Origin of the sequence: Bradyrhizobium sp. Mp27 (assembly GCF_029953005.1) — a bacterium.
Lineage (GTDB): Bacteria > Pseudomonadota > Alphaproteobacteria > Rhizobiales > Xanthobacteraceae > Bradyrhizobium > Bradyrhizobium barranii.
The window spans coordinates 12,567-28,810 of the sequence record NZ_JASAUS010000060.1 but is presented as its reverse complement, the minus strand read 5'-3'; the positions used below and the strand labels follow the sequence as shown (position 1 = coordinate 28,810).

14 protein-coding genes are annotated in these 16,244 nt (G+C 64.4%); 11 read left to right on the top strand and 3 right to left on the bottom strand.

The annotated features are described in order from the left end of the window. Positions 1-25 precede the first annotated feature (25 nt). Positions 26-310: a hypothetical protein gene (locus tag QJT78_RS26820; protein WP_028152005.1), complete on the bottom strand. Its 285-nt coding sequence runs from the start codon at positions 308-310 to the stop codon at positions 26-28. 512 nt (positions 311-822) lie between these two features. Between QJT78_RS26820 and QJT78_RS26815 the strand changes: the two genes are divergently transcribed. The 6 genes from QJT78_RS26815 (at position 823) to QJT78_RS26790 (ending at position 6,654) form a co-directional block, all read left to right on the top strand. Further along, positions 823-2,013: an ABC transporter substrate-binding protein gene (locus QJT78_RS26815; protein ID WP_038943697.1), complete on the top strand. Its 1,191-nt coding sequence runs from the start codon at positions 823-825 to the stop codon at positions 2,011-2,013. 134 nt (positions 2,014-2,147) lie between these two features. Continuing rightward, a complete protein-coding gene (locus QJT78_RS26810; RefSeq protein ID WP_028152003.1) occupies positions 2,148-3,017 on the top strand; it encodes a branched-chain amino acid ABC transporter permease in 870 nt (289 codons plus the stop codon). An 8-nt stretch (positions 3,018-3,025) separates the two neighbouring features. Continuing rightward, a complete protein-coding gene (locus QJT78_RS26805) occupies positions 3,026-4,054 on the top strand; it encodes a branched-chain amino acid ABC transporter permease (protein WP_281460364.1) in 1,029 nt (342 codons plus the stop codon). Then, complete coding sequence (locus tag QJT78_RS26800) at positions 4,051-4,806, top strand: ABC transporter ATP-binding protein (RefSeq protein ID WP_028152001.1); 756 nt, start codon at positions 4,051-4,053, stop codon at positions 4,804-4,806. The genes QJT78_RS26805 and QJT78_RS26800 overlap by 4 nt, the downstream gene beginning before the upstream one ends. Further along, positions 4,799-5,515 (top strand): ABC transporter ATP-binding protein, encoded by a 717-nt coding sequence (locus QJT78_RS26795; RefSeq protein WP_028152000.1) that lies wholly within the window; start codon positions 4,799-4,801, stop codon positions 5,513-5,515. Before QJT78_RS26800 ends, QJT78_RS26795 begins: the two co-directional genes overlap by 8 nt. Before the next feature lie 20 nt (positions 5,516-5,535). After that, positions 5,536-6,654 carry a cobalamin-independent methionine synthase II family protein gene (locus QJT78_RS26790; protein WP_281460363.1) on the top strand — a complete coding sequence of 373 codons (1,119 nt, stop codon included), beginning with the start codon at positions 5,536-5,538 and terminating at the stop codon, positions 6,652-6,654. A 175-nt stretch (positions 6,655-6,829) separates the two neighbouring features. On the opposite strand, the gene QJT78_RS26785 is transcribed toward QJT78_RS26790, so the two are convergent. After that, entirely contained in the window at positions 6,830-8,536 is a 1,707-nt protein-coding gene (locus QJT78_RS26785; RefSeq protein ID WP_028151998.1) for a caspase family protein, read from the bottom strand. A 166-nt stretch (positions 8,537-8,702) separates the two neighbouring features. Between QJT78_RS26785 and QJT78_RS26780 the strand changes: the two genes are divergently transcribed. The 5 genes from QJT78_RS26780 (at position 8,703) to QJT78_RS26760 (ending at position 14,963) form a co-directional block, all read left to right on the top strand. After that, a complete protein-coding gene (locus QJT78_RS26780) occupies positions 8,703-10,058 on the top strand; it encodes a hypothetical protein (protein ID WP_028151997.1) in 1,356 nt (451 codons plus the stop codon). Between the two features lie 62 nt (positions 10,059-10,120). Next, positions 10,121-11,317, top strand: coding sequence for a methionine adenosyltransferase (gene metK, locus QJT78_RS26775; RefSeq protein ID WP_028151996.1), 1,197 nt, complete (start codon positions 10,121-10,123; stop codon positions 11,315-11,317). A 125-nt stretch (positions 11,318-11,442) separates the two neighbouring features. Then, the gene (gene ahcY, locus QJT78_RS26770) at positions 11,443-12,864 is read left to right on the top strand and encodes an adenosylhomocysteinase (RefSeq protein ID WP_028151995.1); all 1,422 of its coding nucleotides are present in this window, start codon (positions 11,443-11,445) and stop codon (positions 12,862-12,864) included. A gap of 163 nt (positions 12,865-13,027) precedes the next feature. Continuing rightward, positions 13,028-13,447, top strand: coding sequence for a nuclear transport factor 2 family protein (locus QJT78_RS26765; protein ID WP_028151994.1), 420 nt, complete (start codon positions 13,028-13,030; stop codon positions 13,445-13,447). A 49-nt stretch (positions 13,448-13,496) separates the two neighbouring features. Beyond that, positions 13,497-14,963 (top strand): NAD(P)/FAD-dependent oxidoreductase, encoded by a 1,467-nt coding sequence (locus QJT78_RS26760; protein ID WP_028151993.1) that lies wholly within the window; start codon positions 13,497-13,499, stop codon positions 14,961-14,963. 17 nt (positions 14,964-14,980) lie between these two features. Here the strand turns inward: QJT78_RS26760 and QJT78_RS26755 are convergent, their stop codons facing one another. Next, positions 14,981-16,222, bottom strand: coding sequence for a YbfB/YjiJ family MFS transporter (locus tag QJT78_RS26755; RefSeq protein ID WP_038943694.1), 1,242 nt, complete (start codon positions 16,220-16,222; stop codon positions 14,981-14,983). Positions 16,223-16,244 lie beyond the last annotated feature (22 nt).

Sequence of the window (16,244 nt, the reverse complement as noted above, 5' to 3'; positions counted from 1 at the left end):
GAATGGTGAGTGGCGAGTAGCGCCCTCAGCGCACCGCGTTGCCGGACGCCGAGCCGGTCGCACCCTTCTGCGCCTGCTCTTCCTTCTCGCGATCGGCCGCCGGCAGCAGCCGCTTGCGTTCGCGCTCTTTCATGTAGGCGTCGTATTGCGGCGTGCCGGGCCGCGGCGGTGCGTCGGCCGGCAGGCCGCCGGCCCATTGCGGGACGTAGTCGCCCATGCCGGCGGAGAGCTTTTCGTTGACGGTGCCGCAGCCGGACAGCCCCGCGGCGAGCGCAACGAGGGTGAGGACGGAGCGGAAAAGCTTGAGCATTGTGCGCGCGAATTCAGTCGTGTTGGACGCCGGGTTAGGCTGGCGCGGGGAGAGTAGTCTTCAACAAGGTAAAATAGACTTATTCGAGGTAGGTAATTAACTACCGATTTGCCGTGAACCGCGGTGTCCGAATTCTGCAAAAGAAAGACGAAATCCTCCATCCACGCGGCCGGTCGCTTTCTAGACTGTGGCAAGGGGCACGCGACAAACTGGCTTGGTCGGCGGCAGGGCTTTTTCGTTGACAGGTCCATTTTATTTGTACAATCGTACAAATAGGAGCGGCCAGGATGGGGATGCTCGGGTTACTCCGACGTAACCACGGCATCGCTCCCTGTCGTCGGCAATCGGGACGCGCGGCTTGCGCCGAATGGTCGCCAAACGTCCGATTGACAATAAGGGCGCGAAAGACGCCATGTGGCGCGACATCGCGCGTGCGTGAGCTAAGGTTGAGCCAAGGACCGGGCACTCGGTCCGGCGCACAAGAGATCAGGAATGAAGGGGAGGGACATCTGATGTTCGAATGGAAGACGTTTTCTTATAAGGTCTCTTGGACCGCGGCAGCGGCCGCCATCGCCGGCCTTGCGGCCATCGTGCCGGCCAAGGCCGAGGACACCGTCAAGGTCGGCCTGATCCTGCCGATGACCGGCGGCCAGGCCTCGACCGGCAAGCAGATCGAGAACGCGATCAGGCTCTATATGCAGCAGAAGGGCGACACCGTCGCCGGCAAGAAGATCGAGATCATCCTCAAGGACGACGCCGCGATTCCGGACAAGACCAAGACGGCCGCGCAGGAGCTGATCGTCAACGACAAGGTCAATTTCATCGCCGGCTTCGGCGTGACGCCGGCCGCGCTCGCGGCCGCGCCGCTCGCAACCCAGGCCAAGATCCCGGAAGTCGTGATGGCGGCCGGCACCTCCATCATCACCGAGCGCTCGCCCTACATCGTGCGCACCAGCTTCACGCTGGCGCAGTCCTCGACCATCATCGCCGACTGGGCGGTGAAGAACGGCATCAAGAAGGTGGCGACGCTCACCTCCGACTACGCGCCGGGCAACGACGCACTGAACTTCTTCAAGCAGAACTTCACCGCCGGCGGCGGTGAGGTGGTCGAAGAGGTGAAGACGCCGCTCGCCAATCCCGATTTCGCGCCGTTCCTCCAGCGCATGAAGGATGCCAAGCCCGACGCGATCTTCGTGTTCGTGCCGGCCGGCCAGGGCGGCAACTTCATGAAGCAGTATGCCGAGCGTGGCCTCGACAAGGCCGGCATCAAGGTAATCGGACCGGGCGACGTCACCGACGACGACCTGCTCAACAACATGGGCGACGCCGTGCTCGGCACGGTCACCGCGCATCTGTATTCCGCGGCGCATCCCTCGCAGATGAACAAGGATTTCGTCGCGGCCTACAAGAAGGCCTACGGCAACCGTCCGGGCTTCATGGCCGTGAGCGGCTATGACGGCATCCACCTCATCTACGAGGCGCTGAAGAAGACCAATGGCGACACCGACGGCACCAAGCTGGTCGAAGCCATGAAGGGCCAGAAGTGGGAAAGCCCGCGCGGCCCGATCTCGATCGACCCCGAGACCCGCGACATCGTGCAGAACATCTACATCCGCAAGGTCGAGAAGGTCGACGGCGAGCTCTACAATGTCGAGTTCGCGACCTTCGAAGCCGTCAAGGATCTCGGTAAGACGAAGAAGTGACGCGCGAAAAGCGCGTCATCCCCGAGCGCGCTTAGCGCGCATCGGGGATCTCGACGTGATGGAAATGGATTCCGGGTTCAGCGCTGCGCGCTGCCCCGGAATGACGAGTGATTACCAGGGTTCACCCGCTTCCGATGACCTCTATCCTCACCAACCTGTTCGATGGCGTTGCCTACGGCATGCTGCTGTTCGTGCTCGCTTGCGGGCTTGCGGTCACGCTCGGCCTGATGAACTTCGTCAACCTCGCCCACGGCGCCTTTGCCATGGCCGGCGGCTATGTCTGCATGGTCCTGGTCAACCGCATGGGCTGGCCGTTCTTCGCAGCACTGCCGCTCGCCTTTGTCTCCGCAGCAGCCATCGGCATCGTGCTCGAACGAACGCTCTACCGCCATCTCTATGCGCGCAGCCATCTCGACCAGGTGCTGTTCACGATCGGTCTGACGTTCATGTCGGTCGCGGCCGTCGATTACATCCAGGGCTCATCGCGCGTCTTCATCAATTTGCCGGCTGCGCTCCAGGGCCAGTTCGACGTGTTCGGCGTCGGCATCGGCCGCTACCGGTTGATGATCATCGTGATCTGCGGCCTGCTCACCATTGCTCTCCAGATGGTGCTGGCCAAGACCCGGTTCGGCAGCCGGCTGCGCGCCGCGGTCGATGATCCCCGTGCCGCGAGCGGGCTCGGCATCAACGTGCCGCAGGTGTTCGCCTTCACCTTTGCTTTCGGCTGCGGGCTCGCCGGTCTCGGTGGTGCACTGAGCGCCGAGATCCTCGGCCTCGATCCGTATTTCCCGCTGAAGTTCATGATCTACTTCCTGATCGTGGTCACCGTCGGCGGTTCGTCCTCGATCACCGGGCCGTTCCTGGCCTCGCTCCTGCTCGGCATCGGCGACGTCGCCGGCAAATATTATGTGCCGAAGATGGGCCCCTTCGTGATCTACACCATGATGATCGTGATCCTGATCTGGCGCCCGAACGGCCTGTTCGGCCGCACGGCCGCGCGTTGAGGCCGCCGATGAGCACTTCCTCCGACGTCGGTTATCACGCCCAGCGCCAGGCGCGCTGGCACTATGGCGAAGTCGCCTTCTGGCTCGTCGTGCTGGCCTGCGGCTTCGCTTTTCCCACGCGCTATCTGATCATGACCGACATCCTGCGGCTGGCGCTGTTTGCGATGTCGCTCGATCTCATCCTCGGTTATGCCGGCATCGTCTCGCTCGGCCATGCCGCTTTCTTCGGCGTCGGCGCCTACGCCGCGGGGCTTCTCGCCTTGCATGGGATCATCAACGAGCCCGTGCTCGCGCTGATCGTAGCCGGCCTTGCCGCTATGGTGCTGGGTTTTGCCACCAGCTTCCTGGTGATCCGCGGCGTCGATCTGACCCGGCTGATGGTCACGCTCGGCATCGCGCTGCTGCTGGAAGCGCTCGCCGAGCGCTTCTCCAACATCACCGGCGGCACCGACGGCCTTCAGGGCATCGAGATGCAGCCGATCTTCGGCGAGATTGCGTTCGACATGTTCGGCAAGACCGGCTTTTTCTACTCGCTGGCGGTGCTGTTCCTGTTGTTCCTGTTCGCCCGCCGCGTCGTGCATTCGCCGTTCGGCCTGTCGCTGCGCGCGATCAAGAACAATCCGCTGCGCGCAGCCGCCATTGGCATCCCCGTCAACCGCCGCCTGATCGCGATCTACACCCTCGCGGCGTTCTATGCCGGCATTGCGGGCGCGCTGTTCACCCAGACCACGGCGATCGCCTCCCTCGACGTATTCGCCTTCGAGCGTTCGGCCGATTTGATGCTGGTGCTCGTGATCGGCGGGACCGGCTATCTCTATGGCGGACTGGTCGGCGCGGTGATCTTCCGCATGCTCCAGGAAGTGTTCTCCACCATCACCCCGCAATATTGGCAGTTCTGGATCGGCCTCGTGCTGGTCGTGATCGTGCTGGTCGGCCGCCAGCGCCTGCATCGCTGGGTGCTGTACGTGCCGAACCTGGTCATCAAGCAGGTTGCCGGACGCAAGGCGGTCGTTGCCGTGCCGGAGAGCGACGCATGACCATCGCGCTCGAAACCCAAAATCTCGAAAAGCAGTTCGGCGGCCTGCGCGTGACGCGGGACCTGTCGCTCAAGATCGAGCAGGGCGCCCGCCACGCGCTGATCGGCCCGAACGGCGCCGGCAAGACCACGGTCATCAACCAGCTCACCGGCGTGCTGAAGCCAAACTCGGGCCGGATCCTGCTCGAAGGCCAGGACATCACGGATTTGCCGGTGCACAAGCGCGTGCTGCGCGGCATGTCGCGCACCTTCCAGATCAACCAGCTCTATCCCGACCTGACCCCGCTCGAGACCATCGGCCTCGCCGTCTCCGAGCGCCTCGGCCATGGCGGCGACTGGTGGCGGCGGATGGGCACGCGGAGCGACGTCAACGGCGAGATCGCCGATCTCCTGAGGCGCTTCCATCTGCTCGACGTCATGAACGAAGAGACCGTGACGTTGCCTTACGGCAAGCAACGCCTGCTCGAGATCGCGGTCGCGATCGCCGCCAAGCCGCGCGTGCTGCTGCTCGACGAGCCCGCCGCCGGCGTGCCCGAGAGCGAACGCCACGACATTCTCGCGGTCGTAGGCAGCCTGCCGCGTGACGTCACCGTGCTCCTGATCGAGCACGACATGGACCTCGTCTTTTCCTTCGCCGACCGCATCTCGGTATTGGTCTCGGGCGCGCTGCTCACCGAGGGGCCGCCCGACGTGGTCGCGCGCGACCCGCAGGTCAAGGCCGTCTATCTCGGCGAGGAGGCGGTCAATGTCTGACCTGCTCGCGATCGACGCACTTCGCGCCGGCTATGGCGAGGCGGTGGTGCTGTCCAACATGTCCCTGCGCCTCGCCGAGGGGCAGGTGCTTGCGCTGCTGGGCCGCAACGGGACCGGCAAGACCACGCTGATCAACTCCATCGTCGGCGTGACCCGCCGCTTCTCCGGCTCGGTCGCGCTCGCCGGCACCGATGTCACGAGCTTGCGGCCCGATCAGCGGGCGCGGGCCGGCATCGGCTGGGTGCCGCAGGAGCGCAACATCTTCCGCTCGCTGACGGTGGAAGAGAACATGACCGCGGTGGCGCAGCCCGGCCCTTGGACGGTCGAGCGGGTCTACGAGATGTTCCCGCGGCTGAAGGAGCGGCGGAGCAATTTTGGCAACCAGCTCTCCGGCGGCGAGCAGCAGATGCTGGCGATCGGCCGGGCGTTGACCCTCAACCCGAAGGTCCTGCTGCTGGACGAGCCGACGGAGGGCCTCGCCCCCATCATCGTCGAGGAGCTTCTGAAGGCGATCGGCACCATCACCCGGGCGGGCGGCATCTGCTCGATCATCGTCGAGCAGAACGCGCAAAAGATTCTGGGGCTCGCCGACCGTGTTGTGATATTGGAGCGCGGAACGATCGTCCACGACGCCCCGAGCGCCGCGCTGAAGGCCGACCCGTCGGTCCTCGAGCGCCACCTCGGCGTCGCAGGGGCGGCGGCCCACTAGAAATTCGGGAGAGACAAGACATGCAGCGAACCAAAGCCCCCTTCCGCGCCGACGAGGTCGGCAGCCTCCTGCGTCCGGCCAAGATCAAGGAAGCCCGCGTCAGGCTCGAGAAGGGCGAGATCTCGGCTGACGATCTGCGCAAGATCGAGGACATGGAGATCGAGAAGGTCGTGCACAAGCAGGCCTCGATCGGCCTGAAGCTCGCGACCGACGGCGAATTGCGCCGCTCCTGGTGGCACTTTGACTTCCTGGCCAAGCTCACCGGCTGCGAAATGTTTCACCCGGACACGGGCATCCAGTTCGCGGGCGTCGAGACGCGGCATGATGCGGTCCGCGTGATCGGCAAGCTCGATTTCCCCGACGACCATCCGATGCTGGATCACTTCCGCTTCCTGAAGAAGTCCGCCGACCAGGCCCACGTCACCGCCAAGATGACGATCCCCTCGCCGGCCGTGCTGCACTTCCGCGGCGGCCGCAAGGCAATCTCCAAGGACGTCTATCCCGATCTCGACGCGTTCTACGAAGACCTCGGCAAGACCTACCGCAAGGCCGTGAAGGCGTTTTACGATGCCGGCTGCCGCTATCTTCAGTTCGACGACACCGTGTGGGCCTATCTCTGTTCGCAGGACGAATTGAAGAAGGCGCGCGAGCGCGGCGACAATCCCGAGGGTCTCCAGCAGATCTATGCGCGCGTCATCAATTACGCGCTGGCCGAAAAGCCGGCCGACATGGTGGTGACGACGCATGTCTGCCGCGGCAATTTCCGCTCGACCTGGATTTCTTCGGGCGGCTACGAGCCCGTGGCCGAGACCATGCTGGCCGGCACCAATTACGATGGCTACTTCCTCGAATACGACAGTGACCGCGCCGGCGGCTTCGAGCCGCTGCGCTTCCTGCCCAAGGGCAACAAGGTCGTCGTGGTCGGCGTCATCACCTCGAAGTTCGGTGAGCTCGAGAAAAAGGACGACATCAAGCGTCGCCTCGAAGAGGCCGCCAAATTCGCGCCGCTGGAGCAGCTCGCGCTGTCCCCGCAGTGCGGCTTTGCCTCGACCGAGGAAGGCAACATCCTCTCCGAGGAAGAGCAGTGGGCCAAGCTCGGCCTTGCGGTCGAGATCGCCAAGGAAGTGTGGGGCAACTAAGTTTGCCACGCGGCTGCTGTCATTCCCCGCGAAAGCGGGGAATCCAGTACGCCGCGGCTTTTCGGTGAATCACGGACGTCTCGGCGTACTGGATCGCCCGATTCAAGCCGGGCGATGACACCGAGTGAGTGGCGGGCAGCGTTGCACCCTTGAAAACCAGTGCGCTCACCCGCCCTCACTTCTCCGCCAGATAGACCTCGCCCAGCAGCGACGAGTTCGACCACGGCACCTGCTTGTTCTTCGTGCTCGAGACCACTTCCGCCCGCACGCGCGTCAGCATCTGTTGCACCTCCAGCCCCGGCGTGCCGAGATGGCGGGAGAGGGCGGCGGAGAACGGCGAGTTGGCGCCTTCGCCGTCGAGCGCGACCTGGCCCGGCGCGGTGGCGAACGCGATCAGCGTGCCCGCGCCTAGCGTTGCACCGGCGCCCAGGCTCGTTGGCGCTGCGAGGCCCGAAGCGCCCTCGATGCCTCGGTTGGTGCCGGCGGCTGCGACCTGCTGCGCCATCGGATTGTTGCGGCAGGCATCGAAGATCAAAATGTTGGTGCGGACCTGGTCGTCGAGGCCGGCCATGATCGTGTCCATGTCGATCATCGCCTCCGTCATGCCCGCGCCGGGCTTGAGCTCGACGTCGACGGGGATGAGATAGTTGCGGCCGTCGACCTGCACGCCGTGGCCGGCATAGTACACCAACGCGACCTGTGCCCGCGCCGCCTCGCGCAGGAAGTCGCGCGTCACTTTCTGCATCGCTGCGCGGTCGAGATCGATGCCCTCGGACACCGTGAAGCCGATGTCGCGCAGGCTCCTGGCGACGGCGCGCGCATCGTTGGCCGGATTGGGCAGCGCCTTGACATGCGCGTAGGCGCCATTGCCGATCACCAGTGCGAGGCGCTTGCCAGGCGTCGCCGGGGTAGGCGAGGGCGCAGGTGCCGCGCCCGTTTGCTGCGGGGCCGGCTGCGTCACCGGTGACGGCGCATCGCGCGGGATGGGAGTGAGCGCATCCGTCACCAGCGACAGCCGCACCTTGGCGGTCGCCTGGTTGGCCTTGCTGCCGGCATCGGACGCCACGATCGCCAGCGTCGCCTTGTAGTCGTCGCGCGCATGGGCGTAGTCGCCCTTCGCCTCATAGGCCAGCGCGCGGTGGATATAGCCGGAGATCAGCACGCTGTTCGGCGGCGTCATGATATTGACGGGCGGTTTTTCCTTCGCAAGCCGGATCGCCTCGCTGCCATCGGCAACGGCGCGATCGAGATCGCCCCGCATGCGCCAGATCGCGGTGCGGTTGATCAGCGGCTGCGGCAGTGTCGGGTCGAGCCGGATCGCCTGGTTGATGTCGGCAAGCGCGCCGTCGAGATCGCCGAGCGCCTCCTTCGCGATGCCGCGGTTCTGGAACGAGAACGTCGATTTGGGCTGCAGTTTGATCGTGGCGTCGTAGTCGGCAATCGCCTTGGCGTAGTCGCCCTTGCTGCGCCAGGCGTTGCCGCGATTGTGGAAGATGGTGCCATCAGGCGGGCCGAGCTTCAGCGCATCGTCGAAATCGGCGATCGCGATGTCGTAGTCGCCCTTGTCGTAATAGGCCGATCCCCTGAGATTGTAGACCGCCTGGCTCGGCTGGAGCCGGATCGCCTCGGTGGTGTCGGCGATGACCTTCGAATAGTCGCCCTTCTTGTTCCAGCCCACCGCGCGCCAGAAATAGATCGTCGCGAGCTGCTCGCCTTTGAACACCTTCAGCGCGACGATCTTGTTGCAGGCGTCGATCATCTGGTCTGGCGGCGTGGTGTCGGTGGTGCAGAGCGGCCCGAGCTGGCTCCGCGCCTGCGCGAAGGCGGGTGCGGCCCACAGGGTTGCTGTGAGCAGGCAGAGCGCGACGAGCAGGCGGCGCATGGCGATGGTCCCTTGAAGGAGAAGCGCTTGTTTGTTGCCCGGCGGTGCGCCGGGGTTCACGCGCTCGTCATTGGACGTGGGGTAAAGCCAAGAGAGGGTATTCCCTCAGTGGGCAGATTTTGCTACGACGCTGGTCCCAACAGTTCTGCCCACCGCTTTCCCACTCATGAAGAACGACGAAATCCTTAGCCAAATCACCGAGTTCTGCCGCAAGGCGGACATGGCGGAATCGACGTTTGGCCGGCGCGCGGTGAACGATGGGAAGCTGGTCCATCGCCTGCGCGAGGGAAAGCGCATCACGATCGACACGCTGGAGCGGATCCAGGCCTATATCGCCGCATCGACGACGGGCGGCCTGCCGCCGCCGCGGGGACTCCAGGTGCCGCCGGAAAAACGCGATCCGCGCGGTAATTTCCGCTTCTTCGAGAACCGGCAAAAATACCTGCTGTTCGTCCATACCTGCAGCGAGAAGCGAGTGGTCGCCGAGCGCGTCGCGCTGGAGCTCGCCAGCATCCATCCGCGCCCGCCGGCGCTGCGCATCTTCGACGCAGGCGTCGGCGACGGCACGGTGCTGGCCCGGGTGCTGCGCGCAACGCACCAGCGCTACCCGCACATGCCGTTCTACGTCGCCGGCAAGGAGCTCAGCCTCGAGGACCTGCGGCTGACGCTGGAGAGGGTCCCGGACCGCATTTTCGAGCATCCGGCGTCGGTGTTCGTCTTCACCAACATGTTCTACTCCGAGGCGCCCTGGCTCACGCCGGCATCGCCTGCGGCGGCGGCGGCCACCGTCTGGCACGAGGTTCCGCTACGGGGCGCCTCGTCGGGCGAATTCGAGCAGCAGATCGCCGAGTTGAGGCCGTTCCTGGAACAGAACTGGCGCGCCGCGATCAGCCCGCGCACGGCCATGCCGCTCTACGAGCGGCCCGTCGTCCTGGTGCTGTACCGCGAGGACCAAAGGTTCCTGCTGGATTCGACCATTCCGCGGCCGGGCCAGACCGAGGCCAATTTCGACCTGGTCATTGCATCCCAGCCCTACCGCGCCCTGTCCTCGGTCAATTTCCGGGCAAAGCGGATCATTGCACCGCTGGCGCGGGCGCTTCGGCCGGGCGGGCGGCTGATCGGAATCCACTCCCACGGTCACGATCCCGGCATGGAAATGATCCAGGCGATCTGGCCTGGAGAAAATCCTTTCGCGGTCAGCCGTCATGAGCTATTGCGCGCCGTGAAGTACGAGCTTGGGTCGTTGGGCCGGGACCTAAATTTTAATGCTTATGCGGACAACCGTTCGATCTTCAGGTATGATATGGAAGCGCTGCCCAACGAGGTGACGGGTACCATCGGAACCTCGACGGCCTTTGCAGCGTGGAATGCGGCGGTGTATGTGGCGCAGATCGAGGACGACCGATTGACAGAAATGACTCAAAACGGCCGCACTCTGGATGCCGCCCGGGACGTGCTGCGGAAGTACAACGGGCTCTGGTTTCTCGACGAGTCCTACGTCATCTCGCGACGGCGTGATTGACATAATCCAAGGTTAAACATCGCAAACGCCCGCCAGGTTAACGGCGGAACAAGGGGTTACTGATGCGCGCGTCCTATCTCTTCACCAGCGAATCCGTGTCCGAGGGTCATCCCGACAAGGTCTGTGACCGGATCTCCGATGAAATCGTCGATCTGTTCTATCGCGAAGGGCCGAAAGCCGGCATCGATCCGTGGCAGATCCGTGCGGCCTGCGAGACGCTCGCGACCACCAACAAGGTGGTGATCGCCGGCGAGACCCGAGGTCCCGCATCCGTCACCAACGAGCAGATCGAAGGCGTCGTGCGCGCCGCGATCAAGGACATCGGCTACGAGCAGGACGGCTTCCACTGGGAGAAGGCCGACATCGAGATCCTGCTGCATCCGCAGTCGGCCGACATCGCGCAGGGCGTCGATGCGCTGCAGCCGGGCGAGGTCAAGGAAGAGGGCGCAGGCGACCAGGGCATCATGTTCGGTTACGCCACCAACGAGACGCCTGATCTGATGCCGGCACCGATCTTCTACGCCCACAAGATCCTGCGCCTCATCTCGGAAGCGCGTCACTCCGGCCGCGAGAAGGTGCTGGGTCCGGACTCCAAGAGCCAGGTCACCGTGCAGTACGAGAACGGCAAGCCGGTCGGCGTGCGCGAGATCGTCGTGTCGCACCAGCATCTGGTCGAGGATATCTCGTCGAAGCAGATCCGCGACATCGTCGAGCCCTATGTCCGCGAGGCGCTGCCGAAGGACTGGATCACGCCGAAGACCATCTGGCACATCAATCCGACCGGCAAGTTCTACATCGGCGGTCCGGACGGCGATTCCGGCCTGACCGGCCGCAAGATCATCGTCGACACCTATGGTGGCGCGGCCCCGCATGGCGGCGGTGCGTTCTCCGGCAAGGATCCGACCAAGGTCGACCGTTCGGCGGCTTACGCAGCGCGCTATGTCGCCAAGAACATCGTTGCCGCTGGTCTCGCCGATCGCTGCACCCTCCAGCTCGCCTACGCCATCGGCGTCGCGCGTCCGCTGTCGATCTACATCGACACCCACGGCACCGGTAAGGTGTCGGAGGACCAGCTCGAGAAGGCCGCCGCCAAGGCGATGGATCTCACCCCGCGCGGCATCCGCAGCCATCTCGACCTCAACCGCCCGATCTACGCGCGCACCTCGGCCTACGGTCATTTCGGCCGCACGCCCGACAACGAGGGCGGCTTCTCCTGGGAGAAGACCGATCTCGTCGAAGCGCTCAAGCGCGCAGTCTAAGTACCAACGTCATTCCGGGGCGCCGCGACAGCGGCGAACCCGGGATCCTTATCCATCATGTCGAGATTTCGGGTCGCCCCTCCAGGGCGACCCGGGACGACCAATTCAACAACAGGACCTCCGCTATGAATGCGAAGCCCGGCTTCACCGACTATATCGTCAAGGACATTTCGCTGGCCGACTTCGGCCGCAAGGAACTCTCGCTGGCCGAGACCGAGATGCCCGGCCTGATGGCCACCCGCGAGGAGTTCGGCCCGAAGCAGCCGCTGAAGGGCGCGCGCATCGCCGGCTCGCTGCACATGACGATCCAGACCGGCGTGCTGATCGAGACGCTGGCAGCCCTCGGCGCCGACATTCGCTGGGTCTCCTGCAACATCTATTCGACGCAGGACCACGCTGCCGCCGCGATCGCCGCCGCCGGCATTCCCGTCTTCGCCGTCAAGGGCGAGACGCTGGCCGAATACTGGGATTACACCGCAAAACTGTTCGACTGGCACGGCGGCGGTCACCCGAACATGATCCTCGATGACGGCGGCGACGCCACCATGTACGTCCATCTCGGCCTGCGCGCCGAGAACGGCGATACCGCGTTCCTCGACAAGCCCGGCTCCGAGGAAGAAGAAGTCTTCTTCGCGCTGCTCAAGAAGCAGCTCAAGGAAAAGCCGAAGGGCTACTTCGCCGAGATCGCCAAGAGCATCAAAGGCGTTTCCGAAGAGACCACCACGGGCGTGCATCGTCTCTATGACATGCAGAAGGCCGGCACGCTGCTGTGGCCGGCGATCAACGTCAACGACAGCGTCACCAAGTCGAAGTTCGACAACCTCTATGGCTGCCGTGAATCGCTGGTCGACGGCATCCGTCGCGGCACCGACGTGATGATGTCGGGCAAGGTCGCGATGGTCGCGGGCTTCGGCGACGTCGGCAAGGGCTCGGCCGCGTCGCTGCGCCAGGCCGGCTGCCGCGTGATGGTGTCGGAAGTCGATCCGATCTGCGCGCTCCAGGCCGCGATGGAAGGCTACGAGGTCGTGACCATGGAAGACGCCGCTCCGCGCGCCGACATCTTCGTCACCGCGACCGGCAACAAGGACATCATCACGATCGAGCACATGCGCGCGATGAAGGATCGCGCCATCGTCTGCAACATCGGCCACTTCGACAACGAGATCCAGATCGCGGGTCTGCGTAACCTGAAGTGGACCAACATCAAGCCGCAGGTCGACGAGATCGAATTCCCCGACAAGCACCGCATCATCATGCTGTCGGAAGGCCGCCTCGTGAACCTCGGCAACGCGATGGGCCATCCGTCCTTCGTGATGTCGGCCTCCTTCACCAACCAGACGCTGGCGCAGATCGAGCTGTTCGCCAACAACAAGGACGGCAAGTACACGAAGGAAGTCTACGTGCTGCCGAAGTCGCTGGACGAAAAGGTCGCGCGTCTGCACCTCGCCAAGATCGGCGTCAAGCTCACCGAGCTGCGCAAGGACCAGGCCGACTACATCGGCGTGAAGCAAGAAGGTCCGTACAAGTCGGACCACTACCGCTACTGAGATCGCATCCAGCTGCGACACGAAGGCCCCGGAGCGATCCGGGGCCTTTTTTTGTAGACTCATTGTGCTACGCTCGGAGGTAGAGCCAAAACAAGCCCGCCACTTCTGAAGCGGGTGGCCGCGTTTCCCACGTTCATTGTCAAATGCATATGGAGGGAATGCGATGTCCAGCGAAGCCAACGTTCAGTTGCTCAAAGAAGCCTATCGTCGGTGGAACGACAGCAAAGGCGGGAGCGTCGACTATTGGTTCGACAGCGTCATCGGCCCGCAGATCAAATTCGACTCGCTTCCGCAGGGGGCTCCGGCGGTGCCCTTTGCCAAGTGTTATGACGACCGCGCGCAGCTGCGTGGCTATTTCGACGGTCTGCTGGCTGACTGGAGCATGCAGCACTACACCATGAATGAATACGTCGCGCAGGGCGACGCTGTTTTCGCGCGCGGCTCATGTGCCTGGACCAACAAAAGGACCGGGAAGATCGCTGAGACCCCGAAGGTCGATTTCTGGCGTTTCAAGGATGGGAAGGCAGTGGAATTCTACGAGTATTTCGACACAGCCCTTGTCTACGGCGCTGCCACCGCCTGACGGTTGCAATTCGGCACGGTGTCGCCCATCCTGTGCCGGGGAGAACGCCATGGCCAAAGCCGCAGAACATTTCGACGTGCTGATCGTCGGTGCCGGCCTGTCCGGCATCGGCGCGGGCTACCATCTTCAGGGCAAGTGCCCAGGCAAGAGCTACGTCATCCTCGAAGGCCGCGACTGCATCGGTGGGACCTGGGACTTGTTCCGCTATCCCGGCGTCCGCTCCGACAGCGACATGTTCACGCTCGGCTATTCCTTCAAGCCGTGGACCGATCCGAAGGCGATCGCCGATGGCCCGCAGATCCTCGACTATGTGCGCGAGACTGCGGCCGAGAACGGCATCGAGAAGCACATCCGCTTCAATCATCGCGTCAAGCGCGCGTCCTGGTCGACGCCGGATGCGCGCTGGACCGTCGAGGCCGAGCGCATCACGGGCGAGGGCGCAACAGAGCTCGTGCGCTTCACCTGCAATTTCCTGTTCATGTGCTCGGGCTACTACAAATACGAAGCGGGCTACACGCCGGAGTTCGCGGGCGTGGCGGATTTCGCCGGCCGCATCGTGCATCCGCAGAAATGGACCGAGGACATCGACTACGCAGGAAAACGCGTCGTCGTGATCGGCTCGGGCGCAACCGCGGTGACGCTGGTGCCTGAGCTCGCCAAGAAGGCGGCGCAGGTCACCATGCTGCAGCGCTCGCCGACCTATGTGGTGTCGCGTCCTGCGCAGGACCCCGTGGCCAACAAATTGCGCCGCAATCTGCCGACGCGGCTTGCCTATCATGTCATCCGCTGGCGCAACGTGATGTGGGGGATGTTCTTCTTCCAGCTCAGCCGGCGCCGGCCTGCCAAGGTGAAGGAGCTGGTGCTCAAGGGGGTGCAGATGGCGCTCGGCCCCGACTACGACGTCGCGACCCATTTCACGCCGCGCTACAATCCCTGGGACCAGCGGCTGTGCCTCGTGCCGGACGGCGACCTGTTCAAGGCGATCCGCGAGCAGCGCGCCGCCGTCGTCACCAACGAGATCGACACCTTTACGCGCGACGGCATTCGCCTGAAGGACGGCCGCGAGCTTGCGGCCGACATCATCGTCACCGCGACGGGGCTGGTGCTCCAGGTCGTCGGCGGTCTCGAAATCAGCGTCGACGGCCGCGCCATCGATTTCGCCAACACGCTGACCTACAAGGGCATGATGTACGCCGACGTGCCGAACATGGCGTCGGCCTTCGGCTATACCAACGCGTCCTGGACGCTGAAGTGCGATCTCACCTGCGAATATGTCTGTCGGCTCATCAACTACATGGACCGGCACAATTTCCGTCAGTGCATGCCGCACAATGACGACCCTGAAATCACCGCGCAGCCGTCGCTCGATTTCACTTCGGGCTATGTGCAGCGCTCGGTCGCGAAGATGCCGAAGCAGGGCTCGAAGCAGCCATGGCGGCTGTACCAGAACTACGCGCTCGACATCGTCTCCTTGCGCTTCGGCAAAATCGACGACGGCGTGATGCAGTATTCCTGATCACGCAGCCGCCCGCTTTATGCCCTGCGCGTGGTGAGCGCGAGCCCAAGATCGATCGCAAGCGCGAGCACCACGGCGGCGCCGCCAAGTGCGAACAGGACCAGATAGTCGCCACCGGTCTGCGCGTAGATCCAGGAGAAACCGTAGGCTGCCGCTGCCTGGAACAGTGCGAAGCTCGTGGTGGCGTGGCTCCATGTCGCGCGCTGCTGCTCGGTCGAGTGCGGCACGAGCTCGTGGATGCGCCCGAGCACCAGCGGCACGATGCCGGGCGTGAAGCCGCCGACCACCACGCTCGATACGATCAGCGAGAGAGGCGCGGTGCTGACGGTGGGCAGCAGCACGGCGGCTGCCTCGATCAGGAAGGCCGCGCGCAAGGCCGGTCCGAATCCCGAGCGGTCACCGAGATGGCCGGTGACGAGCGGGCCGACGATGGCGCCGAGACCGTACAGCACCCAGTAGCGCGAGCCCGCGGCAATGCCCTGGCCGAGGCCACGCGCCACGAAGTCGACGATGAAGACCATGTGCGGCACCAGGGCCACCGCGTTGAGGCCATACTGGACCAGAAGCGCGCGGACGGCCGGCGAGGCCTGATGGGACTTCGCGTGGTGCGAAGGCGCGGCATCGCTCCTGGCCTCCGCGGGCCAGTTCCACCAGCTCGCGAGCGTGAGCACGGCGGAGAGCACGCCGAGGCCATACCAGCTCTGCTGCAAGCCCTGTTGCAAGAGCAGCGGCACCAGCGTGCCCGATGCAGCGACGCCAAGGCCGACGCCGGCAAAGATCACGCCGCCGCCGATGCCGCGCCTCGTGGCCGATACGTGCGGCAGAATGACGGAGGCCGCCAGCACCATGATGATTCCGCCGGTCAGGCCCGACAGAAAGCGCCAGGCGAAGAACCAGGTGAACGACACCGGGCTAGAGCTCGCGAAGAAGGAGAGGGTGGCAAGCAGCATCATCGCCCGCAGCGCGCGGACTGCGCCGATGCGAGTGGCCAAGGCGCGTGCCGCGAGCGCGCCGGCGAGGTAACCGGCAAGATTGGCAGCGCCGAGATAAACGACGTCGGATGCGCTGAACCACTTTGCGGCGATCAGCGCCGGGATCAGCGGCGTGTAGGAAAAGCGGGCGAGGCCAAGCCCGACCAGTGATGCGGACAATCCCGCCACGGCGTACCGCCAAGCCTGCCGCGAAGTCGATTGCGATTCCGATCCCGGCCGCTGATGCGGCCGGGCGTGGTGCCCAGTGTTTGCATTGAGTTCAGTCATGTCATCCTCCTGCGCACACAAT